This window comes from Nocardiopsis sp. NPDC058631 (assembly GCF_042716955.1).
GTDB lineage: Bacteria > Actinomycetota > Actinomycetes > Streptosporangiales > Streptosporangiaceae > Nocardiopsis.
In genome coordinates this window covers 1-25,884 of the sequence record NZ_JBHXQY010000092.1, presented here as the reverse complement: position 1 = coordinate 25,884, position 25,884 = coordinate 1, and the positions used below count along the sequence as shown (strand labels likewise).

Sequence of the window (25,884 nt, the reverse complement as noted above, 5' to 3'; positions counted from 1 at the left end):
CGGCACCGGCTGATGTCGGTGGGGCACGACCCGCTCAGCCCCGACTCGGTACGGCCCGACGAGGAGGACCTCGCGTAGCCGGGCCCGCCGGGGCGGGGTCGCCGGGGCGGGGTCGCCGACCGGGCATTCCGCCCGGCGGCCCCGCCCCTCACCTCGTCAGGAGAAGGGGGATTTCTCCGCTTCCGCCTCCCTGCGCCCTCCGAGGACGAGGACCCCCGCCACGGCAAGGGCGGCGACCCCCGCCAGGGCCAGGGCCACGACGTGGAACGCGTCCGTGAACCCCTCCCCCGCGAGACGGCCGCCGGTGAGCGCCGCCAGGACCGCACCGACGCAGGCGAGGGCGACCGTCTCCACGGTGATACGGGTCGCGTTGAACACCCCGGCCGCGACCCCGGTCTGCTCGACGCGCACCACCCCCATCGCCATGCCGTCGATCGTGCCGTTGGTGAGGCCCACACCCGTCGCGACGAGCAGGAACGGGAGCAGGAGCGCCCACGGCGTGACGTCGGGGCCGAGCACCAGCAGGCCCGCCGAGCCCGCGCCGCACAGGGCGAGGGCGCCCACCACGACCACCGCGTGGGGCAGGCGGGCGGCCAGCTCCGCCCCCAGGGTGGGCAGGAACAGCGTCGGCCCCGTGAGCATCAGCAGCCACAGGCCGGCCTGGGCCGCGCCCAGCCCGACCACGGCGATCAGGTACGAGGGCAGGTACACGAGCAGGGGCACGAGCACCGCCATGAACGCGGCGGCGGCCAGCGCGTACGCGACGAACCTGCGGTTGGCGAGCAGTGCCAGGTCGACCAGGGGGTCGCGCCTGCGCCGTTCGACCAGGGCGAAGGCGCCCATCAGCACAGCCGACACCACCAGCCCCGCCAGCATCACCGGCAGCCCTCGTTCTGGGCCCTCGACCAGTGCGGCGATCAGGGTGACCAGCGCCGAAGTGAACAGGATCGCGCCCGGCCAGTCGACCGGCCTCCCGGTGCCGCGCAGCGCGGGCAGCAGCGGGACCAGCAGCAGGACGAGTCCGGCGACCGCGGCCGGGGACGCGAACGCGGCCCGCCAGCCCAGGGTGTCGGCCAGCAGCCCGCCGACGGCGGGACCGAACGCGGTGCCCGCGCCCAGCACCGTGCCGATCAGGCCGAAGGCCCGCGCCCGCGCGGGCCCCTCGAAGGCCGCGGCGACCATCGCGCTGCCCCCGGCGACAGCGGCCGCGGCGCCGACACCGCCGACCGCGCGGAGCAGGTTCAGCGCGGCGATGTCGTTCGCGAACAGGCACAGCAGTCCGCTGGCGCAGAAGAGGAGGATGCCCGCCGCGTACACGCGCCGCCGGCCGATCGCGTCGGCGACGGACCCGGCGCACACGAGGAAGGCCGCGAAGCAGGCGTTGTAGGAGTTGACGACCCACTGGAGGGCGGTCGGACCGCCGCCGAGTTCGGCCTGGACGGCGGGCAGTGCCACCGAGGCGCCGGTGATGGCCAGCGGGAACATGAGCGTGGAGAGGAGGACGGCGGCGAGGACGACCCCGCCGCGATGTGGTGTGGACAAGTCGGAGGCTCCGGGCGTTCAGGAACGGAACCGGGGCAGCACGGAGGTACCGCACCGGTGGTGGTCACTGATGCGGCGGAAGAGACGTGGTGTCGGCCGCCGCTAGGCGGCCAGGTCAACCGATTCGGGCACGGTTGGGAGGGTAGACGACGCGCCCGGCTCGCCGCCACCCGTTTTCGGGGCGGGGCGGGCCGTATGCGGCCGGCGGCCGACCGGTTCAGAACCGGAAGCCGAAGAGCCCGCCGGTCCCGGAGTCGTCGAGTCGGGGCGTGATGAGGTGGGGTTCGGGCCTGGCGCCGCCGGGCCCAGGGCCGAGAACAGGCACAGAGCCCGAGGGCGGGGAAGGTAGACAGCCAGCCATCTTGCGTTTGCTTCGTTTGCTGCGGATAATGCGAATACAGGACGGATCTCCGCCCTGGCACCAAGCGAGGAGTCACCATGACAGTGTTGTCTTCGCACCCGGACACCAAACAGATTCAGGCAGCCGCGAGCGCCCTGCCTCGGATCCGCCGTTACCTGGACCAGCACCAAGAAAAGCTGACACCTGTTCCCGTAGCCGTCGAGGACAGCGAGGAAGAACTCCTGCTACCGCGATCGGCCGTCGAGCTACTGGCCGGTGTGCTCGCGCACATGGCGGCCGGACGCGGGGTCTCGATCGTTCCGGACCACGCCGAGCTGACGACCCAGCAGGCAGCGGACATGCTCAACGTCTCACGTCCTCACCTGATCGGCCTCCTCCAAGCCGGGGAGATCACCTATCGCAAGGTCGGCACGCACCGCAGGGTCCGCGCGGGCTCTCTGCTGGAGTACATGCGCAGGGACGACCAACGCCGCCGTGAGGCCGCCGACGAACTGTCCGCGATGAACCGGGAACTGGGCCTGGACTGACATGCCCTTCGTCGTCATCTACGATGCGAACGTCCTTTACCCGAATACGCTGCGGGATTTGCCCCTCAGAGTGACGCAGGAGGATGGCGCAGGCGGGTCTGATCCAGGCGAGGTGGACTCACCAGATCCTGGACGAGACCTTCGACAACCTCAGGAAGAACCGCCCGGAGCTGTCGGCCGACGCTCTGCTGCGCACGAGGAAGCTCATGATCTCCGCGATCCGGGACTGCCTCGTCACGGGTTACGAACCGCTGATCGAGTCCTTGGACCTACCCGACCTCGATGATCGGCACGTGTTGGCCGCCGCCATCCGTGCACGTGCCCAGGTGATCGTCACGGAGAACCTGGCCGACTTCCCGTCATCGGTCCTGGACGGGTGGGACATCGAGGCCAAGAGTCCGGATGACTTCGTCCTCGACCAGGTCCACCTGGACCGGAAAGTGGTCTGGTCCTGCGCGCAGCAGATCGCCGACTCATGGCGCAAACCACCCGGAACGGTCGCCGACGTGCTCGCCAGCCTCCAACGCAACGGCCTTCACAGTTCAGTGGCGGAGCTGCAATCCGAGTGATGGGGGTGACGACCGGGTTCAGGAGAGCATTCCCCGTCCCCTGATCGTTTGACATCCCGTGGCCGCACCGGGCCCCTCACTCCGGTGCGGCCTCCTGGATGGTTCCGTGGTGCGGCAGTTCAGACCAGCAATCCGGTGAGGTGGTGGGCGAGGGCCCCGGCGCCGGAGGCGAGGGCGTAGCAGGCCGCCGTCCAGCCGACGCGGCGGCGGGGCCTGCGGTGGCTCGCCGGACGGCGGGGCCGGTCCGACCTGCGCGGAAGCGGCGGCAGAGGCGTGCGCTCGCGCCGGGGGCGGGGGATCGGGACGAGTGCGGGCCTGGGCCCGTCGCCGGGCTCGGGCCGGGGCCGAGGAGCAGGGCGGGGAACCGGGTCGAGGGCCGGAGCCACGTCTGGGCGGGGGTCCTGGGGCCTGGGCACGTTCATCCACGGAGGCAGGTCGCCGTGGGTGAACCGGTAGCGCAGGCGCGGGGTGTCGGGCATCTGGGCGAGCAGTTCGCGCTCGCGCGGGGTCCGGCCCAGCGAGGCGAGCGGGGGCAGCGGCGCGGGCCTGGACGGGGGTGTCGGGCTCGGCGTCGGTCGCACTGCCGGACGGGCTGCCGGACGGCTGAAGCGTCGGCCACGGGGCGCGTCCAGGACCCGGCGCATGCCGGGGGCGAGGGTGGAGGTGCTCATCGGACGGCTCCCGTCAGGGAGGAGACGGAGAAGTCCGCCCAGAGGACGGTGCCGAGCCCTTCGCAGAAAGGAAAGTCGACCACCCGGCTGGTTCCCCAGCGGACGGCGAGGTGGGAGACGATCAGCAGGCCCCGCCCCCTTTCGGCGTCCTCCCATTCCTGCGTCGTGCGCTGGTGGGGGATGCTCGGCCGGGTGCCGGTGTCGCGACAACCGTCGTCGATGACCGACAGCCGGATCACGCGCTCGCCGGGGGTGGTCAGGGTGCGGATGACCCTGCCTCCCTCCTCGCCGGACGTGGAGTGGTCGCACGCGTTCGCGAACATCTCGCTGGCGCACAGGACGATCGACTCGGTCAGGTCCGAGCACGGGTCCGGAAGCTGGGAGAGGTCTCGACGCAGGTCCGCGCGGACACGGGCGGTGGTGGCCAGGGTCCCGGGGTAGAGGCGGGGCTCCCACAGGCTGTGCACAGCCGGGGGCGCGGGGTCGGGGTGACGAGGCAGAATGAACATGCCAGTGGCTCCTTTTGGAGGATCCGATATTGGTTGGCCGTGCCCCGGGGGTGTTATCGACACCTGCCGGGGCTTTCGCGTGCCCGCTTGCGAAGGGGGCAGCCGATAGTGCGCGACGTTCTCCGAAGGCCCCTGTACCGGGGCGGGGCGGTCGTCGCTGTCCTCCTGGGCGTTGCCGCGTCGGCAACGTGTGTGGGCCGTTCTCCGTGCGATAGCAGGCGGGACAGGTCCACGGTGTAGCGCTCACCTGCGAGCCCTCGCCTCCACGGGGTCAGCAACAGGAAGCGCGGAACACTCTGCGAGAGGTAGTGAACGTGTGCGCCATGAGGGCTCCCGGTGCGGATGCAGCGGGGATCTCAGCAGACCACCACTGCGTAGAGTCAACTTCCAGTTACAGTGAAGCTCACTGAACTCGTAAATACAAGTCTCATTTACAAGTGACCCAAGTTGTACCCAACTGCGAAGAACAGGCAGGATTCAGGGATGGACCGCAACCCCACGCTTGCTCAGTGGCAACTCGCTCAGGAGCTCAGGCGCATGCGAGGCGACCGTAAGTTCAACGAGGTCGTGAAGGCCGCGCGCACCACGGGCGGCAGCTTGGCGAGGTGGGAGACCCCTGGTGATCGCGGTTCGGTGCCCGGCCCTGCTGCCGTCGAGCGCCTGCTACAGATCTACGAGGCAGAGGAACAGCTGGACCGGGTCCTCGCGCTACGCAAGGAAGCTCGGCAGCCGGACCGCTGGCAGCCCTTCGACCTGGAGCGCAGCTACCGGACCTACGCCAATATCGAGTCCCAGGCGACCTCGATCGAGTCCTATCAGGCACAACTCGTCCCGGGAATCGCGCAAACCGAGGCGTATGCGCGTGCAGTGATCGAAGCGACCTTGCATCCGACCAGCGATGTGGACCGCGAGATCGAGGTGCGCATGGAACGGCAGAGCATCCTGAAGCGTCCCGATCCCCCAGAACTTTGGCTGATCGTCACCGAGGGCGCTTTGCGTCAGCGAGTTGGGACTGCTGACGTCATGGTCAATCAGGTGGAACGCTTGATCGAGCTGGCGCAGGAACCGAACACGACGATTCAGGTGCTTCCCTTCTCAGCGGGGGCCCACGTGGCGATGCGCATCCCTGCGTTTGTGATCATGGAGATCGCTTCACATGGTGTGACCGCTGTCTATTCCGAGGGCCAGACAACAAGCATGTTTTTCACAGACCCCGAGGATCTGGCCGAATACACGACGATCTTCAACCGGCTTCGCGCGGCTTCTCTTGATGAGGGGCGCCCTACTCGCGACCTGCTTGAACGCATCGTGCAAGGCCATCGACGAGAGGAATGAGATGCACCAGATCGTCCCTAAAGCGGGTTGGTTCAAATCCAGTTACAGCGGATCCCAAGGTGACTGTGTGGAGGTAGCGCACACGCCGACGTCGTTCCACAAGTCGTCCTACAGCTCTGGGGCCAACAACTGTGTAGAGGTCTCCGAGGGCTCAACCACCAGTGTTCGCGACACCCAGAATCGTGACCAGGGCACCCTCGCCTTCGGCCCCGGTGAGTGGCGAGCCTTCCTCAGCACCGCCGAGGCAGACCTCGGCTGACCGGCTTTCTCGCGCCCCGCACCCGCCCGAGCACGAGGGGCGGGGCGCCCGGGCACCAGGTCCCAGGGCTCTGATCAGCCGCGGTTCCGGCAACCGGTCAGACCTCGGTGTGCTACTCATCCGGGCGGTGTTCTTCCCGAACAGGTGCTATGAACGGTCGGTGCCCGCACCGTTCACAGCGGGTCCAGCCCGGAGCGGGTCACGCGCCAGACCCCGGGAACGCGTTCGACGGCCCGTGTGCAGATATCCCCGAGGTTGCCGTGCAGCAGGACGATGAGCTCGTCGCGCCGGACGTTGTTGGGCAAAAGGAACATGTGGATCTTGGCGGCCTTGTAGGCCATCAACTCCGCTGGGCGCTGAAGGATGTGCTCGTCCCTGCTCACCGCCGCCCAGTCTCGGGTGGCGAGCTTGCCGAGCCAGTCCTCGTCGCTTGCACCCCGAGCAGCGTCCCAGCTCCCGTACAGGTCGGGTGGTGTGTGAACGACGTAACCGAGGTCCACCAGACAGCGGCGGGCTGCCCGGCCCGCCACGTTCTCGTCCATGTAGAACTCAGGCGGCCTGGCCCAGAGCGATGCGTGCGGCGGTCCGGACGGTGTCGAGGCCGATTCCGAACTCATCGGCGACCACCTCGGGCTCCTCGTCGGCCTGGAGCATTCTCGCCACGTCGGCCACCCGAACACCCGACTCCTCGAAGAAGGGCTGTCCGAAGAACCTGTGCGGATCGATCACGACCCGGTAGGGCTCGGAGGTCATCAGCCGAAGCTGCTCCGGGTATTTGTCGTCGACCCATGTGATGTATCTCAGATAGTCCTGGACGATCTCGCGCAGGACGCCCTGTCCCGTACGGCCTTCGATGATGCCCTCGCCGCCCGGTGTCCGGGAGAAGTCCCACAGCACGTCCACACCGTCGGTCGCCAGCTCCCGGGCCACCAGGGCGTGCGGCCCGAACTCCTCCCTCAGGCGCTGGAGCGCGGGCTGGATACGCTGCGGGCGCACCCCCGCATCGTGCAGCGCACGGAGGACATGCGCCTCCGCGAGGGCGATGAACGGCATTGTCGCGGTGAGCCGGTCGGGAGAACTCGGCAACGCGTGCACCAGAGGCGGGGCGTCGTCGCGACCGTGTGCCCAACCGCTGAGGGTCGTGCGTTTGGTCCCCAGGTAGCGGGCGGCGTCGGAGACGTTGAGCACGCCCATGGTGAACCTGATGTCGTCCATACCGCCCACCTTCCTTTCGCGCCCATCATGCCCTACCACCGCGTCAGGGCGGCGTTCCCGGTCCGGGCGCCGCCAACACCGCGCCAGGGGACACCGTAGCCAACCCATACGGTCCCCACTGGGCATACGCGGAAAGAAGCCGTGCCCACCGGGCCACCAGGTTCCCGGCTCGGACTGCCGAGCTCTGATCACCGAGAAGGTGGCAGGTCTGCACTGGTGAGCTCCGTTGATCCGGAGTTCCGCACGTCGTCCTACAGCTCTGCGGCCGACAACTGAACCGGCACCGAAGGGCCGCGCCACCGGGCACGACCCTTCGGACTTCCGGGAGCCGACCAGGGCGCCGCCTGGCCGGTGTCCTACGGCTGCTTGCCCGTCCAGTTGCAGACCGGGCACGGTATCTGTATGACTTCGCCGTCCTTGGAGTAATCGATCGTCTTCCTGCCACAGCAAGTGGAGCAGTTCACCTCTTTGCGGTGGTCACCCAGAGGGATCTCCTTCCTCACCGCACCCGGTTGCGCGGCTGGTCCAACCACACCTGCTGACCTTCGGCGTCCACGGTGAGCCCGAACCGCTCCAGCTCCGGCTCACCCAGACCCACCCAGGCCAGGTAGGCCGCCTCCATCTCCGACCACAGATCACGCGGCCCGTACTCGGTGACCTCCGCCGCGCCCCCGTCCTCCGGGCGAATCGCCAGGGCGTACGCGCCCGTCACCGGATCGTGCAACCCGACCCGAGAACCCTCGCCCAGTCCGTTCACCACGACCCGGGGCAACAGGGCGACCACCACCAACTCCAGCCCCGGTCCCGCGCTGGTCACCCTCATCGGGTCCAGCCGTGCCTCCGACTCACGGGGCGCCTCCTCCAGAGAGGCGTATCCCGGGCGCTGGGAGCGCGCCATCATGAACGCCGTCCCGCCGTGGAGCCGCCCGATCGCCCGGTCACCGGTGGCCGTGAGCCTGAGCTTGTGGCCCCGGACCTGCACGGGTGACCACGGAGCGACGATCACTCCCCCGGGCCGGGTCTGCTCCACCCAGGCCAACGGCACCTCGCGCACGGCGCACGTCACGTGCACGCGGTCGTAGGGAGCCCCGTCGGGGAACCCGGCGAGCCCGTCGCCCACCACCAGGCGCGGCCGGTGACCGGAGATCTCCAGGTGGCCGGCCGCGCTCTTGGAGACCCGCTCGTCCACCTCGACCGAAGTGACGCTGTCCGCTCCCAGGCGTTCGGAGAGCAACGCGGCGGTCCACCCGGTCCCGGTGCCCACCTCCAACACCCGGTCGCCCGGGTAGGGATCGAGCAGGTCGAGGAACTCCCCGACCAGGCTGGGCGCGGTGCTCGAACTGCTCGGCGCACCGGTGCGCACCGTGTCCTCGGACAGCCCCACCTCCCCGTCCGCGATCTGGGTGAGCAGGGTCGTGTCCGCGTAGACGGCGGCCCGCCACCGCTCGGGATCCTCGGTGCGGTCCACCCAGTACGACGGTTCGTCGCCCATAGGACCGGCATGGACGGCGTCCGGGATGAAGAACTCCCGGGGGACCCGCCGGAACACCTCTCCCCAGGCTGCGGGTACGAGCGCCTCCAGGTCCCCAGGGCCGGGTTCGTCGGCCATACGGGCTCCCTTCTCGGTCAGAGTCGTGATGCTCACGAGGGTCGCTCCTCCGCGCTTCGTGGTCAGCGGAACCAAGCAAAAGACTATTCCAAGAAACTAATCACATCAAGGAATACTTCTATGTCTACGAAGCGAGGGAGCCCGAAGGGGAGCCAGGAAAGAGGCAGGGGTCAGGCGTGCTCGCGCGTCAGTTCCGCGAGGAAGGCGCGCGCCTCGTCGCCGTAGATCGCGGCGTCCGCGAACAACTGGAAGACCTCCAGGTGGAACCGGACATCCCGGGGCTCCGAGATCGACCGGTGGGTCGTGAAGCTCTCCACGGACACCTCGCGCTCATCTCGCATCGTGAAAGCGTTGATGGGGACTTGTGGGACGGAGACCGTCCACGGCAACAGACCGAGTCTGACGTTGCCGAGCGTGGAGAGGTTCGCGATCCGATCCGCTTGAGCCGCCATCGTTGCCGTGCCGCCCATCCTCCACCTCAACGCTGCCTCCGTGATCACGAAGTGGAAGTTTTTCTCCGCATCGAAGAGGACAGCTTGACGATCCAGACGCGCGCGTACCGCTTGTGCGACGTCAGTTCCAGCCATCGACAGAGGCTGGCTGAACACCGCACGTGCATATTCCGGTGTCTGCAGCAGACCTGGGATCATCGTGGGTTGGAACACCCTCGTGAGAACGGTGCGCCGAGCCTTCTGGCCGACTTCCTCTTGCAGCCGGTGGAGGCCGCGCTTACGCAGCATGCGCAGAGACCTGTAGCGGTCATTCAGTGCCTCAGCTCGGGTTTCCAGCTCCCCACGCCTGTCAGTCGGCGGCTGGTACAGGTCGAGGAGGAGCCGGACATCCTCGCGGGAGGGCGTGGCACTGCCGGTCTCGATCTTGGAGACCTTCGACTGGCTCCACCCCAACCTCTCAGCCGCAACGGTCCCGGACATGCCAGAAGCCGTGCGGAGCTGGCGAATACTCTCCGCCAGCTCCGCACGGTCCCGTTCGAACGACTCAGGTATGACCATCAGCCCCGGTGGTACTGCGGATGCGCACTCCAATACTCGTTGAAGGGTACGGCCTGCTCCATAGCGAGATCACGCTGGGCACGGTAGTGATCCAGGTCCGGAGCAACCACAAGCTCCGGATGCCGGAACTCGCCGTCCTCCCGGTAGTGCATGCGCACGACGCCGGTCTCATCGAAGAACCAGAAGTCCTCATCGATCAGGGCTTCGGGGCGACCGTGCTCCGTCGTGTCGAGGACGAAGATCTCCTCGCCGGCGCCGGAGTTTCTCATGTAGCCCCACTCCATCTCACAACGGAGGTAGTCCGTGAGAGGGCTCTGCACGACGTGCACGCGGAAGCGCCTTATACCGCGGGCCGACTGGTCAGCAACCCGCTTCATGTAAGACGTGGTCACACCCTCCAGCGGGCAGGGTTCACCGTCGAGGTAGGCCTTGAGTACCGAAGCTTCGGATTCGGGGTTGTAGACGGGCAGGGTTTCCAGGCGAAAGATGCTCTGTGTCGCCCCGTCGAACAGGGCACCGAACTTCTCACTCGTGAGAGTGGACATGGATTCCCTTCAACAGGTCGGCGGGCACCTCCACGACGGACTCACCAGGGGGAAGACCAAGCTCACGCAAGGTGCCCTGATCGGTGATGACGTACCCCTGGACCATGAACGTGCCTCGGTCCGTCGCGTAGACGGCAGGACAGTTGTCCTCTTCACAATCTCCGCGAACCTGCGTGAACTCCAAGAGGCCTCCTCGTTGGGCGTGGCTCAACGACCCAAGAGTATTCCAGCAAACGAATGATGTACAGGAATACTTTGCCGCGAGCAAGGACGACGAAAGCTCGCCGACCCCGGTACCGCGAAGGGCCGCTCCACCTCGGGGACCAGTGGTGGTTGCCACACCCCGCTTCAGCGTGTGCGAGGCACTTCCAGATCCGCGAAGGCCGATCCCCTCGGCCCGGCCCAGGAGCGAGCTCGGTTCAGCGCCCCCAGGATGCACAGCGTCACCGGCCCGAGGTGGCTGAGAGGTGCTGAGGTGTTCCGTCTTGAGAACTCTGGTGTTTCCCCCGGAAACGCGAGCCGGACCGACCTGGGCGAGCGCTGATCGGGCATCGGCGTCAGCCCTGGAAGTTCACGGTGACCTCCGCGTCGTCGGTCACGACCACATCCGTGACTTCTTCTTCGATTCGGACGGTGGAGGTCTCCCCCTCCCCTCCATGGCACAGGACTCTCATGGTGTAGGTGGCGGAGGGCAACACCATGAAAAACCATCCCTCGTCGTCGGTGCCGTACCCCCGCTCGTTCATTGCCGGGCGCGGGTGGGAAGTGGGTTCCGCGGAGACCGAGCACCCCGCAGCCGGGTCCCCCTGGGCATCAGAGACGACTCCCGAGACCGTTCCGCTTCCCGCATCGGTCGTCCCGCAACCCACGAGGAAGATCGCCGGTGCGGCCAGAACCAGCAGACCCGCCCATTTCCTGCACATGTCATCCATTTCTTCAGTTCAGCAAATTCCTATGGTTCTCCAGAAGCTCGCGTGATAGGCGCGTGCCTCGGTTCATATCGATTCCTCCGCACGGACCCCAGGCATGGGAACCAACCACACAACGGGGGGAGATCCACTCTGGCCAGGCGAGGTGTCGATCCCGTACATACGTTGCCGGCTCGTCGTCGTCACCCCTTAGGACCGGGTCCACCGCTCCCCGCCGGCGCCCTGGGGGTAACTCGGCACCCCCTCCTGGGATGCGAAGACACCTACTCCGCCAGGAGAAACGTGGGTGTGCGGGGACAAGACTTCAGCGGATGCCCGGGGCCATGATCAGGACGGAAAGGGAAAGGAAAGGGAACCATGGTCTTCTTCGGGGTGATGCGTACGCCACCTCCGAATATTCGCATATCAACCATGATCGTGATACATGGGGTTGCGCAACACAAGAGCCCTCGTTGAACAATGGCCGAACCCGGCCAACCTCGCTTCCGCGGACAACTGCCATTCGACCGGCCTGTGAGACCGCTCCGATGGATTTTCCAGGCGCGGCGTGCTTCCCGGTCAGGCGCTGGGGCGGCCGGTGACAGCGCCCTTCCCGGAGATCGTTGACACGTTCTCGCGGGGTCGGTTCTGGTCGATCCGCGCCAGGCGACGGCGCACACCCCGAGGAACAACAGGCGGGCGGGGACCGCCACGGCCCCGCCCGCCCGGATCAGGTGTCCCGGTGTTTCTCTACCCAGGACGTGAGGGGTTGTCCCTGGATCGCGGCCGCCATCAGTTCCGGGAACACGTCCGGCGTGCAGGCGAACGCCGGGACGCCCATCTCGGCGAGCGCCGACGCGTTCTCGCGATCGTAGAACGGCGCGCCCTCGTCCGACAGGGCCAGCAGCACGACCACCTGGACCCCGGCGGCCTGCATGGCGGCCACCCTCTTCAACATCTCCGCTCGGACACCGCCCTCGTACAGGTCGCTGATCAGCACGAAGATCGAGTCCGTTGGCTTGGTGATCAGCCCCTGGCAGTACGCGATCGCCTTGTTGATGTGCGTGCCCCCGCCGAGCTGGGTGCCGAACAGGACCTCCACCGGGTCGGTGAGCTGTTCGGTCAGGTCCACCACGGCGGTGTCGAACACGACCAACGACGTGCGCAGGGTGCTCATGGACGCCAGGACGGCGCCGAAGACGCTCGCGTACACCACCGAGGACGCCATCGACCCGCTCTGGTCGATCGCCAGGACGACGTCCTTCTGCACCCCCCGGCTGCGGCGCCCGTACCCGACCAGGGTCTCCGGCACGATCGTGTTGTGCTCGGGCAGGTAGTTGGCCAGGTTGCGGCGGATCGTGGCGTTCCAGTCGATGTCGGCCACCCGGCGCGGCCGGTGCGTGCGCGCCGACCGGTCGATCGCCCCCTGCACCAGGGAGCGGGTCTTCTGCGCCACCCGCCGCTCCAGGTCGTCGACCACCCGGCGCACCACGGCGCGGGCGGACTCGCGCGCCTTGTCGGGCATCACCCGGTTGAGTGACAGCAGTGTCCCCACCAGGTGCACGTCCGGTTCGACGGCCTCCATCATCTCCGGTTCCAGGAGCAGCTGGTGCAGGCCCAGCCGGTCCATGGCGTCCTTCTGCATCACCTGCACGACGGAGGTGGGGAAGTACTCCCGGATGTCGCCCAGCCACCGGGCGACCCGTGGTGCCGAGCCTCCCAACCCGGCGCTGCGCTGTCCGCCGCCGGAACCCGCCCCGGAGCCCCCGTCGCCCCGGTTGTACAGGGCCTCCAGTGCGCCGTCCATGCCCTGGTCGGCGGTGCTCAGCCCGCCCGCGCACTGCGCCTCGCGGCCGAGGACCAGCCGCCAGCGGCGCTCCCGCTCATCCGTGACGCTCACGTGTGGCTCCTTCCGGTGGTGAGGATGGCCAGGGCCGTGGCCAGGGCGGGGGCGGCCCGTTCGACGTCCACGTCCACGCGGACCGCCGCGGGGTCGGCGGCCGGGGCCGCCCTGCCGATGCGGGCGGCAGCCGCGCCGATCTCCCTGCGTTCGGGCCCCTGGAAGGAGCCGAAGGTGCGCCGCAGCAGCGGGAGTACGACGGTGAAACGCTCTTCGGGCAGGCCGAGCAGCCAGGTGTCGATGAGCCCCAGCAACCGGTCGTCGTGCACCAGGATCAGCCCGCTGCCCCGGAGGAACCCCTCCAGCCAGGCGGCGGCCGTCGCCGGTTCGGCGCCCGGCGACATCGCCAGCCCGAGCCGGCGGCGCAGCTCGTCGCCGTCCACCAGACCGGCGTCCGAGAGCATCCGGTTGATCCTGCCGGCGATCCGGCCGGGCAGGGTGTCCCGCTTCGCCAGGGTCACGAGGGTCGCCGTCCAGGCGGCCTCGCCCTCCCCGCCGAGCAGGGTCGCGGCCGTGTGCGTCTCGTCGATCCGCGTGACGAACCGCTCCGCCGCGTCGTCGTCCAGACCGTGCGCGGCCGGGGCCAGCCCGACGCAGACGCGCCGCAGGATCTGCTCCGCGACGGTGCGCAGGTGCCCGCCGTCGGTACCGCGCACGTCGCCGTAGCGGGCCGACCGGGCCAGCGGCGGCAGCGCCCCCATCAGGTGGGTGACGTCGTTGTCGGTGGCCGCCCGGTCGGTGAGCAGTGCCAGGACCCGGGGCAGGGCCTCGCCCAGCTCCGCGAACAGGCACTTCTCGGTGAGCGAGGTCAGCTCCGGCAGCGTCGCCCCGGCCGCGAGTTCGACCGCCCTGGCGGCTGCGGCCGACGCCACCGTGGTCCCCCACCGGCTGGCCTCGATCAGCGCCACGTCCATGTCGGGTTCCCAGCGCAGCCGCCACGACTCCCGGAACGTCCCCTTGTGCCCTCCGTCGGGCGTGCGCGGAACACCCCACTCGACGCCGAGCATCCGCAGGCGGTGCAGGAGCACGCCGCGTTCGCGCTCGTTGTCCTTGCGCAGGTCGAGGTCGACGTCGCGGTCGAAGGGCTCCGGTTTGAGCCGCAGCCGCTTCTGGGCGGCGACGAGGTCGCGCTGGAGCGGGACCATGGGCGTGGACGGCGGGACCGAGCCCATCCGCTCACCGATCGCCATGCGGTGGTGGACGAGGGCGGCCCGGGTGGGCTCCCCCTCGCAGAGGACGGCGGTGAGCGCCTCGGACACCTCGTCGAGCCCGGCGAGGGGGCGGCCGCGCAGCACGGCGAGGGTCTCGGCGAGCCGCACCCCCTCGATGACGTGCGAGGACGACACGCCCTGCCCCTCGTCGCGCAGCATGCGGGCGGCGTCGGTGAGCCACCGGTGCACCGGCCGGTCCGCGACGGTGAACAGGTGGTGGTACCAGCCGGGCGCGGACACGCCCGCGCCGTAGCCGCTGGCGGAGGCCAGCCGGCCGTGGGTCCACGGCACCCAGGTCGCGGTGACCTTGGCCTTGGGCAGGCCCTTGAGCAGGGCGGTGTCGTCCTTGATCGAGTAGTCGGCCAGGTCGCGCAGGGCGGGGGCGTGCCAGGCACCGCAGACCACGGCGACGCGTTCGTGCCCCTGTTTGAGGGTGGCGCGCAGGGTCTGGCGCATGTACGCCTCCCTGCGGGCGTTGCGCGGCTCCTCGGGGCCCGACTCGGCGCGGACGGCGGCCATGGCGTCGGCGATCGCGGGGAACGGGGACGGCTCCCCGTCGCCGCGCTGCTCGACGACGTCGTCCCACCAGCGTTCGGCGTCGTCGTAGCCCGCGGCCTCGGCGAGGACGCCGAGCGGGTCCAGCCGGACCCGTTCCGGTGCCCCCACGGTCTCCTCGACCTCGGTGCCCTCGGCCTGGCCGTCCTGTGCGTCCGGTCCCCCGGACGTGTCGGCTGCCTCGTCCCGCTCCTCGTCCTCGGCCGCGTCCTCGTCCGCGCCGTCGTCCTCGGCCGCCTCGCGGCGCTCCTGTGCCGCACGCCGCTCCTCGGCCTCGGCGACGCGCTCCGCGAGGGTGTGCGCGGCGGGCAGGTCACAGAAGCGCACGGGCACGTCGTTGGCCACGGCGTAGCGCAGGGCCTCCCACTCGGGGGAGAAGCTCGCGAACGGCCAGAACGCCCACCCCTCGCCCTCCGCCACCCTCAACCGTCGGCCTTCGGCCGCGGTTCCTCCCTTGCTCTCCCGCGCCCTCGCGGTGTTCCCGGCAGGGGTGTCGGTCAGGTACGCCAGCAGCGCCACGGGCGGTTCGAGCTCGCCCACGAGCGCGGTGAGCGCGTCCGCCTCCGGCGGCCCCTCGATCAGCACGGCATCGGGCTTGATCTCCTCCAGGGCCGCCCGGACGGCCCGGGCCGAGCCCGGGCCGTGGTGCCGCACGCCCAGGACGTGCAGCCCGCTCGTGTCCAGTCGGGGACGGCCCATCAGGCGCCCACCTCGCGGCAGGCTCGGTAGAACTCGCCCCAGCCGTCGCGGCCGCGCGCGACGGTCTCCAGGTACTCGCGCCACACCACGCCGTCGGACACGCGGTCCTGGACGACGGCGCCCTGGATGCCCGCGGCGACGTCGGCGGAGCGGAGCTGGCCGTCGCCGAAGTGCGCGGCCAGCGCGATGCCGTTGGTGATCACCGAGATGGCCTCGGCGGTGCTCAGGGTGCCGCTGGGCGACTTGACCTTGGTGCCGTTGTCCTCGGTGACCCCGGAGCGCAGTTCGCGGAAGACCGTGACGACCCGCTGGATCTCGGTGAGGCTGGTGGGCACCTCGGGCAGTTCCAGCGCCCGGCCCAGCTGTTCCACCCGCTGGGTCACGATGCGGATCTCGTCCTCGGCGCTGTCCGGCACGGGCAGCACCACCGTGTTGAACCGGCGGCGCAGCGCGCTGGACAGGTCGTTGACGCCGCGGTCCCGGTCGTTGGCGGTGGCGATGATGTTGAACCCGCGCTGGGCCTGCACCTCGATGCCGAGCTCGGCGACCGGCAGTGCCTTCTCCGACAGCACGGTGATGAGGCCGTCCTGCACGTCGGAGGGCATGCGGGTGAGCTCCTCGATGCGGCCGATGGAGCCGCGCGCCATGGCGGTCATCACGGGGCTGGGCACGAGGGCGGCCTCGGAGGGGCCCTCGGCGAGCAGCCGCGCGTAGTTCCAGCCGTAGCGGACGGCCTCCTCGGAGGTCCCGGCGGTGCCCTGGACGAGGAGGGTGGAGTCGCCGGAGATCGCGGCGGCCAGGTGTTCGGACAGCCACGTCTTGGCCGTTCCGGGGACACCGAGGAGCAGCAGCGCGCGGTCGGTGGCCAGGGTGGCGACGGCGACCTCGACGATCCGGCGCGAGCCGATGTACTTGGCGGTGATCTCGGTGCCGTCGTCCAGGGTGGTGCCCAGCAGGTACTGGGTGACCGCCCACGGGGACAGGTGCCAGCCCGGGGGGCGCCCGCGGTCGTCGGCCTTGGCCAGCGCCTCCAGTTCGGCGGCGTAGGTCTGCTCGGCGTGCGGGCGGATGGCCTGGGCCACGTCGGTGCTGATGGCGGAGGTGGTCAACTAGAGCTCCTTGTACATGTCGAGCCGGAATCGGAGGGTCCCCCGAAGCCGGAGGTAGGCGTCCGCGGTGTGCTCGAACGGTGCTTCTTCGCGCAGGTCCGCGAGGTGTTGGGGCGGCATGTGCTCGGCGGCGGCGTCGCAGATCTCCCGGTAGCCGAAGGAGTCGCGTGCGCGCCCCGGCTGGTGCAGGCGCTGGACGGTCCACTCGGACAGGGCGGTGGTCCAGGGTCCCCGGGTGGCGCGCAGCATCTCACCGCAGTGCTCCAGCCCCACACCGGTGTCGAGGACGTCACGCACGCGCGCGCAGCGCTCCTCGACGGGCAGCAGGTCCAAAAGCTTCTCCAGCTGGAACGACCCGTTGGCGTGGGCGTGGGAACGGCGGGTGATCCGGAGGCCGACCGTCTCCAGGACGACCCTCGCCCACCGGACGTCCTCCTGGACGGCGACCGCGTTGACGAAGGCGTCGCCGAGGTCGGCGTCACCGGAGGCGGTGGCGGCGGCGAGGACTCCGGCGGGGTCGGTGCCGAGCAGGTCGGGCCACACGTCCAGCGGGGCGTGGGTGACGAGTGCCCACAGGCGCCCGGACCGTTCGTTGGCGGTCTCGGCGCGGCTCTGGGGCGCCGCGAGAGCGAGGTCGCGGTGGATGTCGGCGCGGCGCGTGTGGACGGTCTCCACCCGCAGCGCGCCGTCCTCCCCCGCCGACGCGTGCTCGCGGACGTGGCCGCGCAGGCGGTGGGCGTGGGCGCTGTCGGGCAGCCGGGTCAGGAGCGACAGGGCGAGGCCGCGCACGTTGGCCCCCCGGTCGTCCAGGGCGAGTTCGAGGAACTCCTCGTCGGCGGGGCCGAGCCCGGTCTCCAGTGCCTCCAGGAGGCGGCGGCGGAGCTCGGCCTTGGCCAGGTCGGGCCACACCTGCTGGAGGAGCGCGCGGGCGGCGTCGGGGTCGGCGGCGCGCAGTGCGGCGAGGGTACGTCGGCGCCGGACGGGGGTCCCCTGCTCCCATTCGCCCTGGTCGAACCGGTCGCCCGGGACGGACTCGCCCCGTATGTACGCCCACGAGGTGTTGAACCGGGCGAGCCAGTGGCCGCGCCCGCCGACGACCGCGGCGAGCGCGGGTCGGATCCGGGTCTCGCGCGCCCCCTGGTCGAGGAGTGCGGGGAGGCTGGAGTGGGCGGCCCGCCTGCCCCGGGCTGCGGCCAGTTCCAGCCATTCGGGGAGGAGTTCGGTCCGTCCGGCGAGGATGCGGTCCAACCGGTGGGTGGCGGCGTCCCCCACCTCGGGGAGCTCGTCGGAACCGTCGGGGGTGACGGGGGTCGCGGTGGCCGGGGTGTGGCCGGCGGCGCGTCGGACGGCCGCCAGGGCGGCGCGGTCCAGGAGGGCGGCGGCGTCCTCGGTGGCGGGGGTGGCGGGCAGGTCGGGGGTGTCGGGGACGGAACGGCGGGAGGTGCCGACCAGGGCTGCCGAGACCAGGCGGTCCCAGGAGTCGGTGGCGGTGACGGAGGCCAGCGGGTCGAGGGGTTCGGTCGTGCCGGTCACAGGGAGACCGCCTTTCCGTTGCGGTCCCACACCGTGAGGGGTGTGAGCCCGTGGGCGGGCGACCACTCGGCGGCGACGGTGGCCGGGTGGCCTCCGGTGACCGCGAGGAGGCGCCAGGGGTCGGTGTCGGCCAGGGGGAGCGCGGCGCCGGTCGGGTCGACGAGGTGCCACCGGGTGCCGTTCGCGGACCCGTCCGGGTGGGCGGGGGCGACGCGGTCGAGCACGACCGGCCAGGCGTCCTGCCAAGGGTCCTCGGCCAGGACGGCGGCGAAGGAGTCGAGGGCCTCGACGACCGTACCGCCCTCGGGCGGCGGTGCCTGGCCGGCGCCGCCGTCGCCCACGGGGACGACGCGGTGGCCGTCGGGGTGGAACGCGAGCTCGGCGGTGACCTCGGTACCGACCCGGAAGGCGGTGGCGGGGGCCTGTCCGGTGCGGGCGAAGCTCAGGGACAGGGCGGTGCGTCCGGTCCCCGTGCCCCGCAGCCACACCCGGCGGGCGCGCATGTCCCCCTCCGGGGTGTCGATGTCGCGCAGGCCCAGGACCCGCCAGGTGTCGCGTACGCGCTCGCCGCCCGCGAGGACCTCGTCGGCGCTGGTGACGATGCCGATCCGGGCGCGGGCGGCCCCCCGGGTGCGTTCTCCCAGGGCGTCCCCGGCCCGGTAACCGCTGACCAGCAGGTGGAGGAGGCCGAGCTGTTCGAGCATGCGCTCGGGCCAGCGGTCCCCCCGGGCTGCGGCGGGCAGCTGGGACACGAGGGTGTGGGCGCCGCGGGCCTTGGCGTCCATGAGGCGCCTGGCCATGCGGTCCCAGTGGGCGTAGCCGTGTTTGGGCGCCTCGGCCAGGCCGGCCTCGACCTGGTCGTACAGCCAGGTCTGAAGCTCCTCCAGCCCCGCGGCGACGGCCTTCTCCTTCTTCTGGAGGGTGGCGGCGGCCTTGGCCGGATCGGCGGGTGTTCCGCTCTCCGCGCGTGCACGTCGGGCCGCGCGGCCGTTGAGCCACGCGCCGACCCACTCGGGCTTCTCCTCCCGGGTCGCCACGTCGTCCTGAGCCCACAGCGCGAGCAGGGCCAGGGCGTGCTTGCAGGGGATCTTGCGGCTGGGGCAGCTGCACTTGTAGGCGGGGCCGCCGTCCCCGTCCAGGTGGACGGCGGCGAGGTAGGGCTTGGATCCGCTGCCCTTGCACTCGCCCCACACCGCGGAGGCGCCGCCGGAGGGGGCGGCGACCACTCCGCGCTCCGGCCAGGACCCGTCCTTGGCCACCTTGAGGGCGGCCTTCCGGGAGGAGGGGTCCGGCGCCAGTGCCCATACGTCGTCGGTACTCCATCGATCGCTCACATGGAGAACACTACGGAACCAGGGTGACAAAACGGGGGGTTCCGACACTCCCCCGGATGCCCTTTCAAGGGTCCTTCCGAGGGGCTTCGGGAACTGTCCGCGCGCCGTGGCATGATGGGGCCGCGGACCGGCTTCGGTACGGCACGAAACCCCTGCGTGCCACCGAAAAAGCTTGACTGACGCTTAAATTACATTTGTGCCTTCTGGCCGTTTTATCCGGGAGCTTAAAGTCCCGATCCGCGCATTTTTCTGAGGGTGTTGAAAACAGATCTATTACCCTCCTAGAATGCCACGACCAGGATCGCGGCTCCCCCGGCCGCCCGGCCGCTGGGAAACGAGGTCCCGGCACCCGTCAACGACCCGCCTTTCCCGCCTGAGGACGAGGTGGCTCCCCGCTCCCCCTCCCCCGACACCACAGAAACACGACGTCTCCTCGAAGGGAGGGAAGCGGCCCCCGTGACCCCCGGGTACCGCACCCCTGATGACGACCATCCAACCCGGCGACGAAACCGCCCAGTCCGGCACACCCGCCTTCACGGCGCCCCGCGGCTGCCCGGCCGATATCACCCGCCTGTACGGGACCACCCCCGACGCCGGACGCGACGAGCTCTGGGCCGCCCTGCGCGAGCGACACGGAGCCGTCGCGCCCGTGGAACTGGAGACCGGGGTACGGGCCTGGCTGCTGCTGGGCTACCACGAGAACCTCACGGTCCTCCAGAACCCGCACATGTTCGCGCGCGACACGCGCCGGTGGCGCGAGGTGGTCGAGGGCCGCGTCGACCTCGCCTCCGGCCGCCCCGCCCTGTCCTGGCGCCCCAACGTCCTCTACGCGGACGGCGCCGAGCACACACGGCTGCGCGGCGCCGTCGTGGACGCCCTGGCCCGGGTGGACATGGCCGCCACCTCGCGCATGGTCCGGCAGCTCTGCGAGGAGCTGATCGACGGCTTCGTCGCCGAGGGCAGAGCCGATCTCGTCGCCCAGTACGCCAACCCGCTCCCGGTCCTGGTGGTCAACCGGCTGTACGGGCTCTCCGACAGCTACGGGCACATGCTCGGCGACCTCACCGCCATCATCTTCGACGAGGACGCCAAGCGGGGCGAGGACGCCATCGCCCGGGTCCACCAGTACTTCTCGGGGCTGGTCGACCGCAAGCGCGAGCGCCCCGGCCCGGACCTGGTGTCCTGGATGCTGGAGCACCCGGCCGGGCTGAGCGGGCACGAGGTCGCCCACCAGGCGGCACTCATCAACAGCGCCAGCCACCAGCCGACCACGCACCTCATCGGAAACACGCTGCGCACCCTGCTCTCGGACAACCGCATCCGCGGGGCGTACACCGACGCCAGGCTGCCGGTACAGGAGCTGCTGGACCACGTCATGTGGACGGACACGCCCTTCCAGATCCTGCCCGCGCGCTTCGCCCTCCAGGACATACTCATCGGCAGCGCCGAGGTCCGCGCGGGCGACGCCCTGCTGATCGGGTTCGACTCCGCCCACCGCGACCCGGCCGTGCGGCGGGCGGACGACGACGGGACGGGTGTGGCGAGCGGCAGCCGCGCCCACCTGATGTTCGGCGCGGGGCCGCACGCCTGCCCGGCCCGCGAGCTGGCCAAGATGATCGCGGCGACGGCCGTCACCACCCTGCACGAGAGGCTCAGCGGGATGCAGCTCGCGGTGGACCCCGAGGAGCTGTGCTGGATGCCGTCACCGTTCCTGCGCGGACTGCGCGCGCTGCCGGTCTCCTTCGCCCCGGGCGAGCCCTCCACGCTGGATCCGGCCGCCGTCGCGGGCGAGCCTGCGTCCTCGCGCGGGGAGGGCCACCGAGACCCCTCCGCCCCGGACCCGGGCGAGGACGAGGCACTGGAGGGAGACCTGCTCGACCGCCTTCTCAGCTGGTGGCGCGGCCTGCGCGGGTAGGGAGTGTTCTTTGGGGGTTTTCGGGTCGGCGAGCGGCCGTCCGGGCGATCTCCCGCAAGGCGATGCGCGACGTTCGGCCTGGACGTGCCTCACGAGCGCGAAGGCGCGGCGGGAGGAAGCCCGGTGGACGCGGGCCCGGCAAGGATGCAAAAAAAACACGACCTGGACGCCCGACCGCCGCACGGCCTCCCTCCCGGGCTGCCGTGCGGCGGGGTCGCCGACGTCATCCCCCGTAGTCGGCCTGGCTCCCCATGTCCCGGACGGGTCCGGCCAACTCCTCCTCGAAGAAGGTGAAGAACCCCTCCGTGTCGGGGCCCGCGTTGACCAGGCACAGGTGGTCGAACCCGGCAGAGGCGAACTGGCGCACGGCCGCCAGGTGGCGGGCCGGGTCCGGCCCGTACCCGAACGCGTCGCGCATCGCGTCCCGGTCGATCAGGGCGGTGGCCGCCTCGAAGTTCACCGGGTTGGGCAGCTCGGCCTGCACCTTCCACCCCGTCAGGCCGAAGCGGAAGATCTCGCGCGCCGAGTCCAGCGCGTCGCCGTCGTTGGTCGCCCAGGCCAGCGGCACCTCGCCGTAGCGCGGTCCGACGCCGCCGTTCTCGCCGTACACGTGGGTGAGCACCTTGTCCGGCTCGGTGCAGAACAACCCGTCGCCGAGCTCCGAGGCCAGCAGGGCCGCCTTCTCCCCTCCGGCCGCCACGAGGATCGGCGGCGGCTCGTCCGGGAGGTCGAACACACGGGCGTCCTCCAGGACCAGGTGCTTCCCCTCGTAGGAGTGGTAGCCCCCGGACCACAGCAGGCGGATGATCGTGATCGCCTCACGCAGCATCTCGTGGCGGGTGGTGACGCTGGGCCAGCCCCGGCCGACCACGTGCTCGTTGAGGCGCTCCCCCGCGCCCAGCCCGAGACTGAACCGTCCCTCGCACAGGAGGGCGGTGGTGGCGGCGGCCTGCGCGACGATCGCCGGGTGCACGCGCAGGATCGGGCAGGTGACCCCGGTGGCCATCTTGATCGTGTCGGTGCGCTCGGCGATGGCGGCCAGCATGGACCACACGAAGCCGGAGTGGCCGTGGCTGTACAGCCACGGGTGGAAGTGGTCGCTGATTTCCACGAAGTCGAACCCGGCCCGTTCGGCGCGGACCGCCTGCTCCACGATCTCGCGGGGCCCGAAGCCCTCGGCGAAAAGCTTGAAACCTACCTGCATGACGCCCTACTCCTCCCCTGGTCAGGCGGGCACCGACGCTGTCGGCCGGTCCCAGATCCGGTGTCCTCCGACCAGCCGCGCGAACTCGGCGACGCAGTCGTCCCCCGCCTCCCGCGACACGACGACACCCAGTTCGGAGCGCATGCCCTCGGCGGGTTCGGAGACCGCGCCCGGGAGGGGCAGCCCCGCGAGGAGCCGTGTGCCCCCGCCCACGGCCGCCACCGCCTTGTGGTGCTTGTAGGCCTCCAGGACGAAGTGCGCGGCCGTACCGTCCTTTGCCAGCGCCTCCGCGGAGGCGGCCCCGCCCGGCACCACGACCGCGTCGTAGAGCACGGAGGAGACGGTCGTGTAGGCCCGGTCCACGGTGACGGGTTCCCCGTCCTGCGCCCTCACCGTGCCGTCCTCCGCCGCGAGGAGTTCGACCAGCGCCCCCTCGGAGACCAGGCGGTCCCGGAACGCCCGGACCGCGCCGCCGTCCACCCCGTCCGCGACCAGGACCGCGATCTGGCGCCCCGTCAGGGAGCCGAACTCGGTGTTGGCCATACTGACCGCCGGGGAGGTGCGGCCGTGGTTGGGCGTGCCCTCCGACTCCGGTGGCGCCACGCCGATCCCCTCGGCCACCCTGACCGCCAGCCCGTGGTCGACGTGGTTGAGGTTGGCGACGGCGCGCCGGCGCACCTCCGGTTCCTCACACTTGCCCAGCTCGAAGCGGAATCCCGCCTCCAGGTGCTCGCGCTCCCAGTCGGCGAGGCTGTTGTAGAACAGCGTGGCCTGGGAGTAGTGGTCGGCGAAGCTCTGGCTGCGGACCCGGATCTTCTCGCCCTCGACCTTCTCGGCGTAGTGGCGGTAGAAGCCCTCGTCGGCCAGTGCGGGGCAGCCCCCGCCCAGGGTGTTCGGGTAGTAGGACGTCTGCCCGCGGTGCACACGGTGCTGGGCGAACCCGTCTCTCTGGTTGTTGCTCACCTCGTTGACCGGCCGGTTGACGGGGATCTGCTGGAAGTTGGACCCGCCCAGGCGAAGGAGCTGGGTGTCCAGGTAGGAGAAGTTGCGGGCCTGGAGCAGCGGGTCGTTGGTGAAGTCGATCCCCGGCACCACGTTCGCCGTGTGGAAGGCGATCTGCTCGGTCTCGGCGAAGAAGTTGTCCGGGTTGCGGTCCAGGACCAGCCTCCCGACCGGGCGGACCGGGACCTGCTCCTCCGGGATGATCTTCGTGGCGTCCAACAGGTCGAAGTCGAACGCGTGCTCGTCCTCCTCAGCGACGAGCTGCACCCCCAGCTCCCACTCGGGGTACTGGCCGCGCTCGATGGACTCCCACAGGTCCCGCCGGTTGAAGTCGGGGTCCTTGCCCTGGATGCGCTGGGCCTCGTCCCACACCAGGGAGTGCGTCCCCAGCAGCGGCTTCCAGTGGAACTTGACGAAGGTGCCCCGCCCCTCGGCGTTGACGAAACGGAAGGTGTGCACACCGAAGCCCTGCATGGTCCGGTAGCTGCGCGGGATCGCCCGGTCCGACATCAGCCACATCATCATGTGCATGCTCTCGGGCTGAAGTCCGACGAAGTCCCACAGGGTGTCGTGCGCGGACTGCGCCTGGGGGATCTCGTTGTGCGGCTCGGGTTTGACCGCGTGGACGAAGTCGGGGAACTTGATGCCGTCCTGGATGAAGAAGACCGGCATGTTGTTGCCCACGAGGTCGTAGTTGCCCTGCGCGGTGTAGAACTTCACCGCGAAGCCGCGCACGTCCCGCACCGTGTCCGCCGAACCCCGGGATCCGGCCACCGTGGAGAACCGGACGAAGACCGGGGTGGTGACGTCGGGGCCGCTGAGGAAGTGGGCCGCGGTCAGGTGGGACAGGTCCTCGTACGGTGTGAAGTGTCCGTAGGCGCCCGCCCCGCGCGCGTGCACGACCCGTTCGGGGATCCGCTCGTGGTCGAAGTGCGTGATCTTCTCCCGCGCGTGGAAGTCCTCCAGGAGCGTGGGGCCGCGGGCGCCCGCGCGGAGGGAGTTGTCGGTGTCCCCCACCCGCATGCCCGTCTCCGTGGTCAGCGGTTCCTGCGAATCGGTCCTCACCTGGTCGAGCTGGCGGTCCTTCTCGTCGGGTACGTCGTCGGCCATGGGAGCCCTCCGGTCCTGGGTAGTGGCAGCAGATCCGAGCCCGGGGGAGACTCACCCTGACACTGACCGAGGAGAAACGTCCCGAAACGTGGTTGGTCCGATCTTGGAGGGGTGTTCACCGTCCCGGGCGGTTCCGGGGAGACCCGTCCCGACGAAACCCCGCTTCGCGGGTCGAAGGTGGACGGAACGGGTAGGGCGGTCCCACGCGAGTCGAGAGGGGAGAAGGTCATGTCCGACATCCGACCTCCTGCACAGAGCCAGCCGCACCCGGGGCGGACCGAACCGATGCAACCGCAGCCCAGGGACGAGATGAGGAACTACGAGGGCCGCGGCCTGCTGAAGGGCAGGCGCGCCCTGATCACGGGCGGTGACTCCGGGATCGGCCGCGCCGTCGCCGTGGCGTTCGCCAAGGAGGGTGCCGACGTCGTCCTCGGCTACCTCGGCGAGGAGGAGGACGCCGACGCCCAGCACACCGTGGGCCTGGTCCAGAGGGAGGGGCGCAAGGCGGTGGCCGTGCGCGGCGACCTGGCCGACGAGTCGTTCTGCGCGCACCTGGTCAGCCGCGCGGTCGACGAACTGGGCGGGATCGACATCCTGGTCGAGCACGCCGCCACCCAGACCCCGGTCGAGCAGTTCACCGACCTGACCACGGAACAGCTGCGCCGCACCTTCGACGTCAACGTGCTGGGGGTGTTCTGGACCGTCCGCGAGGCTCTGGAACACATCCCCGACGGCGGTTCGATCATCATCACCGGGTCGATCAACGGGTTGCGGGGCAACACATCGCTCATCGACTACGCGGCGAGCAAGTCGGCGGTGATGAACCTGTCGGTCTCGCTCTCACAGGTGCTCCGGGAGCGGGGCATCCGGGTCAACTGCGTGGCCCCCGGGCCGGTGTGGACGCCCCTCATCCCGGCCACGCTCGGGGAGAAGGGCGCCGAGGGGTTCGGCAAGCAGGCGCCGATGGGCCGGGCGGCCGACCCCGACGAGATCGCCCCGTCGTACGTGTTCTTCGCCAGCGAACGCCTGTCGTCGTACTACTCGGGCGAGACCCTGGCACCCACGGGCGGGGAGATCCAGGCCGGCTGACACCGCGTGCGGGCGGCAGGGCCGCCCGCACGACGCGGAAGGGGCGGGGCCCCCGGGCCCCGCCCCATCCGCGCGCGGGGCGCCCCCGGTCGCGTATAAACATCTGACGCGGCCGACGGTCTTTGTGGTGTAGTTATAGGGGGTGGGCGGATGATTAAAAAAA

At 70.3% G+C, this 25,884-nt stretch carries 22 protein-coding genes; 6 read left to right on the top strand and 16 right to left on the bottom strand.

Going from position 1 to position 25,884, the window contains the following annotated elements:
* Positions 1–156 precede the first annotated feature (156 nt).
* Complete coding sequence (locus ACFWTE_RS24100; protein WP_378782147.1) at positions 157–1,542, bottom strand: MFS transporter; 1,386 nt, start codon at positions 1,540–1,542, stop codon at positions 157–159.
* 438 nt (positions 1,543–1,980) lie between these two features.
* On the opposite strand from ACFWTE_RS24100, the gene ACFWTE_RS24095 reads away from it, so the two are divergent.
* Together ACFWTE_RS24095 and ACFWTE_RS24090 are read left to right on the top strand one after the other, a co-directional pair.
* The gene (locus tag ACFWTE_RS24095; RefSeq protein ID WP_378782146.1) at positions 1,981–2,430 is read left to right on the top strand and encodes a helix-turn-helix domain-containing protein; all 450 of its coding nucleotides are present in this window, start codon (positions 1,981–1,983) and stop codon (positions 2,428–2,430) included.
* Positions 2,431–2,513: 83 nt separating this feature from the next.
* The gene (locus tag ACFWTE_RS24090; protein ID WP_378782144.1) at positions 2,514–2,999 is read left to right on the top strand and encodes a PIN domain-containing protein; all 486 of its coding nucleotides are present in this window, start codon (positions 2,514–2,516) and stop codon (positions 2,997–2,999) included.
* A 119-nt stretch (positions 3,000–3,118) separates the two neighbouring features.
* Here ACFWTE_RS24090 and ACFWTE_RS24085 read toward each other — a convergent pair whose 3' ends face one another.
* Complete coding sequence (locus ACFWTE_RS24085) at positions 3,119–3,670, bottom strand: hypothetical protein (protein WP_378782143.1); 552 nt, start codon at positions 3,668–3,670, stop codon at positions 3,119–3,121.
* Complete coding sequence (locus tag ACFWTE_RS24080) at positions 3,667–4,179, bottom strand: ATP-binding protein (RefSeq protein WP_378782142.1); 513 nt, start codon at positions 4,177–4,179, stop codon at positions 3,667–3,669. The genes ACFWTE_RS24085 and ACFWTE_RS24080 overlap by 4 nt, the downstream gene beginning before the upstream one ends.
* A 483-nt stretch (positions 4,180–4,662) precedes the next feature.
* On the opposite strand from ACFWTE_RS24080, the gene ACFWTE_RS24075 reads away from it, so the two are divergent.
* Both ACFWTE_RS24075 and ACFWTE_RS24070 read left to right on the top strand, forming a co-directional pair.
* Positions 4,663–5,514, top strand: coding sequence for a helix-turn-helix domain-containing protein (locus ACFWTE_RS24075; RefSeq protein ID WP_378782141.1), 852 nt, complete (start codon positions 4,663–4,665; stop codon positions 5,512–5,514).
* A gap of 1 nt (position 5,515) precedes the next feature.
* Positions 5,516–5,773: a DUF397 domain-containing protein gene (locus tag ACFWTE_RS24070; protein ID WP_378782140.1), complete on the top strand. Its 258-nt coding sequence runs from the start codon at positions 5,516–5,518 to the stop codon at positions 5,771–5,773.
* Between the two features lie 173 nt (positions 5,774–5,946).
* Here ACFWTE_RS24070 and ACFWTE_RS24065 read toward each other — a convergent pair whose 3' ends face one another.
* The 11 genes from ACFWTE_RS24065 to ACFWTE_RS24015 all read right to left on the bottom strand — a co-directional run bounded on the left by ACFWTE_RS24065 (position 5,947) and on the right by ACFWTE_RS24015 (position 19,326).
* Positions 5,947–6,315 (bottom strand): hypothetical protein, encoded by a 369-nt coding sequence (locus tag ACFWTE_RS24065; RefSeq protein ID WP_378782139.1) that lies wholly within the window; start codon positions 6,313–6,315, stop codon positions 5,947–5,949.
* Positions 6,316–6,322: 7 nt separating this feature from the next.
* A complete protein-coding gene (locus ACFWTE_RS24060) occupies positions 6,323–6,988 on the bottom strand; it encodes a DUF433 domain-containing protein (RefSeq protein WP_378782138.1) in 666 nt (221 codons plus the stop codon).
* Between the two features lie 499 nt (positions 6,989–7,487).
* Complete coding sequence (locus tag ACFWTE_RS24055) at positions 7,488–8,633, bottom strand: methyltransferase domain-containing protein (RefSeq protein WP_378782137.1); 1,146 nt, start codon at positions 8,631–8,633, stop codon at positions 7,488–7,490.
* Positions 8,634–8,767: 134 nt separating this feature from the next.
* Positions 8,768–9,607 (bottom strand): helix-turn-helix domain-containing protein, encoded by an 840-nt coding sequence (locus ACFWTE_RS24050; protein WP_378782135.1) that lies wholly within the window; start codon positions 9,605–9,607, stop codon positions 8,768–8,770.
* On the bottom strand, positions 9,607–10,152 hold the full coding sequence (locus tag ACFWTE_RS24045) for a DUF6879 family protein (RefSeq protein ID WP_378782134.1): 546 nt from the start codon (positions 10,150–10,152) through the stop codon (positions 9,607–9,609). The genes ACFWTE_RS24050 and ACFWTE_RS24045 overlap by 1 nt, the downstream gene beginning before the upstream one ends.
* A gap of 557 nt (positions 10,153–10,709) precedes the next feature.
* Complete coding sequence (locus ACFWTE_RS24040) at positions 10,710–11,084, bottom strand: carboxypeptidase-like regulatory domain-containing protein (RefSeq protein WP_378782133.1); 375 nt, start codon at positions 11,082–11,084, stop codon at positions 10,710–10,712.
* Between the two features lie 706 nt (positions 11,085–11,790).
* Positions 11,791–12,960 (bottom strand): VWA domain-containing protein, encoded by a 1,170-nt coding sequence (locus tag ACFWTE_RS24035; protein ID WP_378782132.1) that lies wholly within the window; start codon positions 12,958–12,960, stop codon positions 11,791–11,793.
* On the bottom strand, positions 12,957–15,425 hold the full coding sequence (locus tag ACFWTE_RS24030) for a DUF5682 family protein (RefSeq protein ID WP_378782131.1): 2,469 nt from the start codon (positions 15,423–15,425) through the stop codon (positions 12,957–12,959). Before ACFWTE_RS24030 ends, ACFWTE_RS24035 begins: the two co-directional genes overlap by 4 nt.
* Positions 15,425–16,534: an AAA family ATPase gene (locus ACFWTE_RS24025; protein ID WP_378782130.1), complete on the bottom strand. Its 1,110-nt coding sequence runs from the start codon at positions 16,532–16,534 to the stop codon at positions 15,425–15,427. The genes ACFWTE_RS24030 and ACFWTE_RS24025 overlap by 1 nt, the downstream gene beginning before the upstream one ends.
* Positions 16,535–18,067 carry a DUF5691 domain-containing protein gene (locus ACFWTE_RS24020; protein ID WP_378782129.1) on the bottom strand — a complete coding sequence of 511 codons (1,533 nt, stop codon included), beginning with the start codon at positions 18,065–18,067 and terminating at the stop codon, positions 16,535–16,537.
* Positions 18,064–19,326 (bottom strand): SWIM zinc finger family protein, encoded by a 1,263-nt coding sequence (locus ACFWTE_RS24015; RefSeq protein WP_378782148.1) that lies wholly within the window; start codon positions 19,324–19,326, stop codon positions 18,064–18,066. Before ACFWTE_RS24015 ends, ACFWTE_RS24020 begins: the two co-directional genes overlap by 4 nt.
* 556 nt (positions 19,327–19,882) lie before the next feature.
* Here ACFWTE_RS24015 and ACFWTE_RS24010 point away from each other — a divergent pair.
* Positions 19,883–21,316, top strand: a complete 1,434-nt coding sequence (locus tag ACFWTE_RS24010; protein ID WP_378782128.1) for a cytochrome P450 — start codon at positions 19,883–19,885, stop codon at positions 21,314–21,316.
* A gap of 223 nt (positions 21,317–21,539) precedes the next feature.
* On the opposite strand, the gene ACFWTE_RS24005 is transcribed toward ACFWTE_RS24010, so the two are convergent.
* Together ACFWTE_RS24005 and ACFWTE_RS24000 are read right to left on the bottom strand one after the other, a co-directional pair.
* On the bottom strand, positions 21,540–22,520 hold the full coding sequence (locus ACFWTE_RS24005; RefSeq protein ID WP_378782127.1) for a TIGR03557 family F420-dependent LLM class oxidoreductase: 981 nt from the start codon (positions 22,518–22,520) through the stop codon (positions 21,540–21,542).
* A 21-nt stretch (positions 22,521–22,541) separates the two neighbouring features.
* Positions 22,542–24,632, bottom strand: a complete 2,091-nt coding sequence (locus ACFWTE_RS24000) for a catalase (RefSeq protein ID WP_378782126.1) — start codon at positions 24,630–24,632, stop codon at positions 22,542–22,544.
* A gap of 228 nt (positions 24,633–24,860) precedes the next feature.
* Here ACFWTE_RS24000 and ACFWTE_RS23995 point away from each other — a divergent pair, with 228 nt between their 5' ends.
* A complete protein-coding gene (locus tag ACFWTE_RS23995; protein ID WP_378782125.1) occupies positions 24,861–25,721 on the top strand; it encodes an SDR family oxidoreductase in 861 nt (286 codons plus the stop codon).
* The last annotated feature ends 163 nt before the right edge of the window (positions 25,722–25,884 follow it).

Coding starts and splice junctions, on each gene's coding strand:
- ACFWTE_RS24095 (WP_378782146.1), top strand. CDS start 1,981: ATGACAGTGTTGTCTTCGCACCCGGACACCAAACAGATTCAGGCAGCC.
- ACFWTE_RS24090 (WP_378782144.1), top strand. CDS start 2,514: ATGGCGCAGGCGGGTCTGATCCAGGCGAGGTGGACTCACCAGATCCTG.
- ACFWTE_RS24085 (WP_378782143.1), bottom strand. CDS start 3,670: ATGAGCACCTCCACCCTCGCCCCCGGCATGCGCCGGGTCCTGGACGCG.
- ACFWTE_RS24080 (WP_378782142.1), bottom strand. CDS start 4,179: ATGTTCATTCTGCCTCGTCACCCCGACCCCGCGCCCCCGGCTGTGCAC.
- ACFWTE_RS24075 (WP_378782141.1), top strand. CDS start 4,663: ATGGACCGCAACCCCACGCTTGCTCAGTGGCAACTCGCTCAGGAGCTC.
- ACFWTE_RS24070 (WP_378782140.1), top strand. CDS start 5,516: ATGCACCAGATCGTCCCTAAAGCGGGTTGGTTCAAATCCAGTTACAGC.
- ACFWTE_RS24065 (WP_378782139.1), bottom strand. CDS start 6,315: ATGGACGAGAACGTGGCGGGCCGGGCAGCCCGCCGCTGTCTGGTGGAC.
- ACFWTE_RS24060 (WP_378782138.1), bottom strand. CDS start 6,988: ATGGACGACATCAGGTTCACCATGGGCGTGCTCAACGTCTCCGACGCC.
- ACFWTE_RS24050 (WP_378782135.1), bottom strand. CDS start 9,607: ATGGTCATACCTGAGTCGTTCGAACGGGACCGTGCGGAGCTGGCGGAG.
- ACFWTE_RS24045 (WP_378782134.1), bottom strand. CDS start 10,152: ATGTCCACTCTCACGAGTGAGAAGTTCGGTGCCCTGTTCGACGGGGCG.
- ACFWTE_RS24040 (WP_378782133.1), bottom strand. CDS start 11,084: ATGGATGACATGTGCAGGAAATGGGCGGGTCTGCTGGTTCTGGCCGCA.
- ACFWTE_RS24030 (WP_378782131.1), bottom strand. CDS start 15,425: ATGGGCCGTCCCCGACTGGACACGAGCGGGCTGCACGTCCTGGGCGTG.
- ACFWTE_RS24010 (WP_378782128.1), top strand. CDS start 19,883: ATGACGACCATCCAACCCGGCGACGAAACCGCCCAGTCCGGCACACCC.
- ACFWTE_RS24005 (WP_378782127.1), bottom strand. CDS start 22,520: ATGCAGGTAGGTTTCAAGCTTTTCGCCGAGGGCTTCGGGCCCCGCGAG.
- ACFWTE_RS24000 (WP_378782126.1), bottom strand. CDS start 24,632: ATGGCCGACGACGTACCCGACGAGAAGGACCGCCAGCTCGACCAGGTG.
- ACFWTE_RS23995 (WP_378782125.1), top strand. CDS start 24,861: ATGTCCGACATCCGACCTCCTGCACAGAGCCAGCCGCACCCGGGGCGG.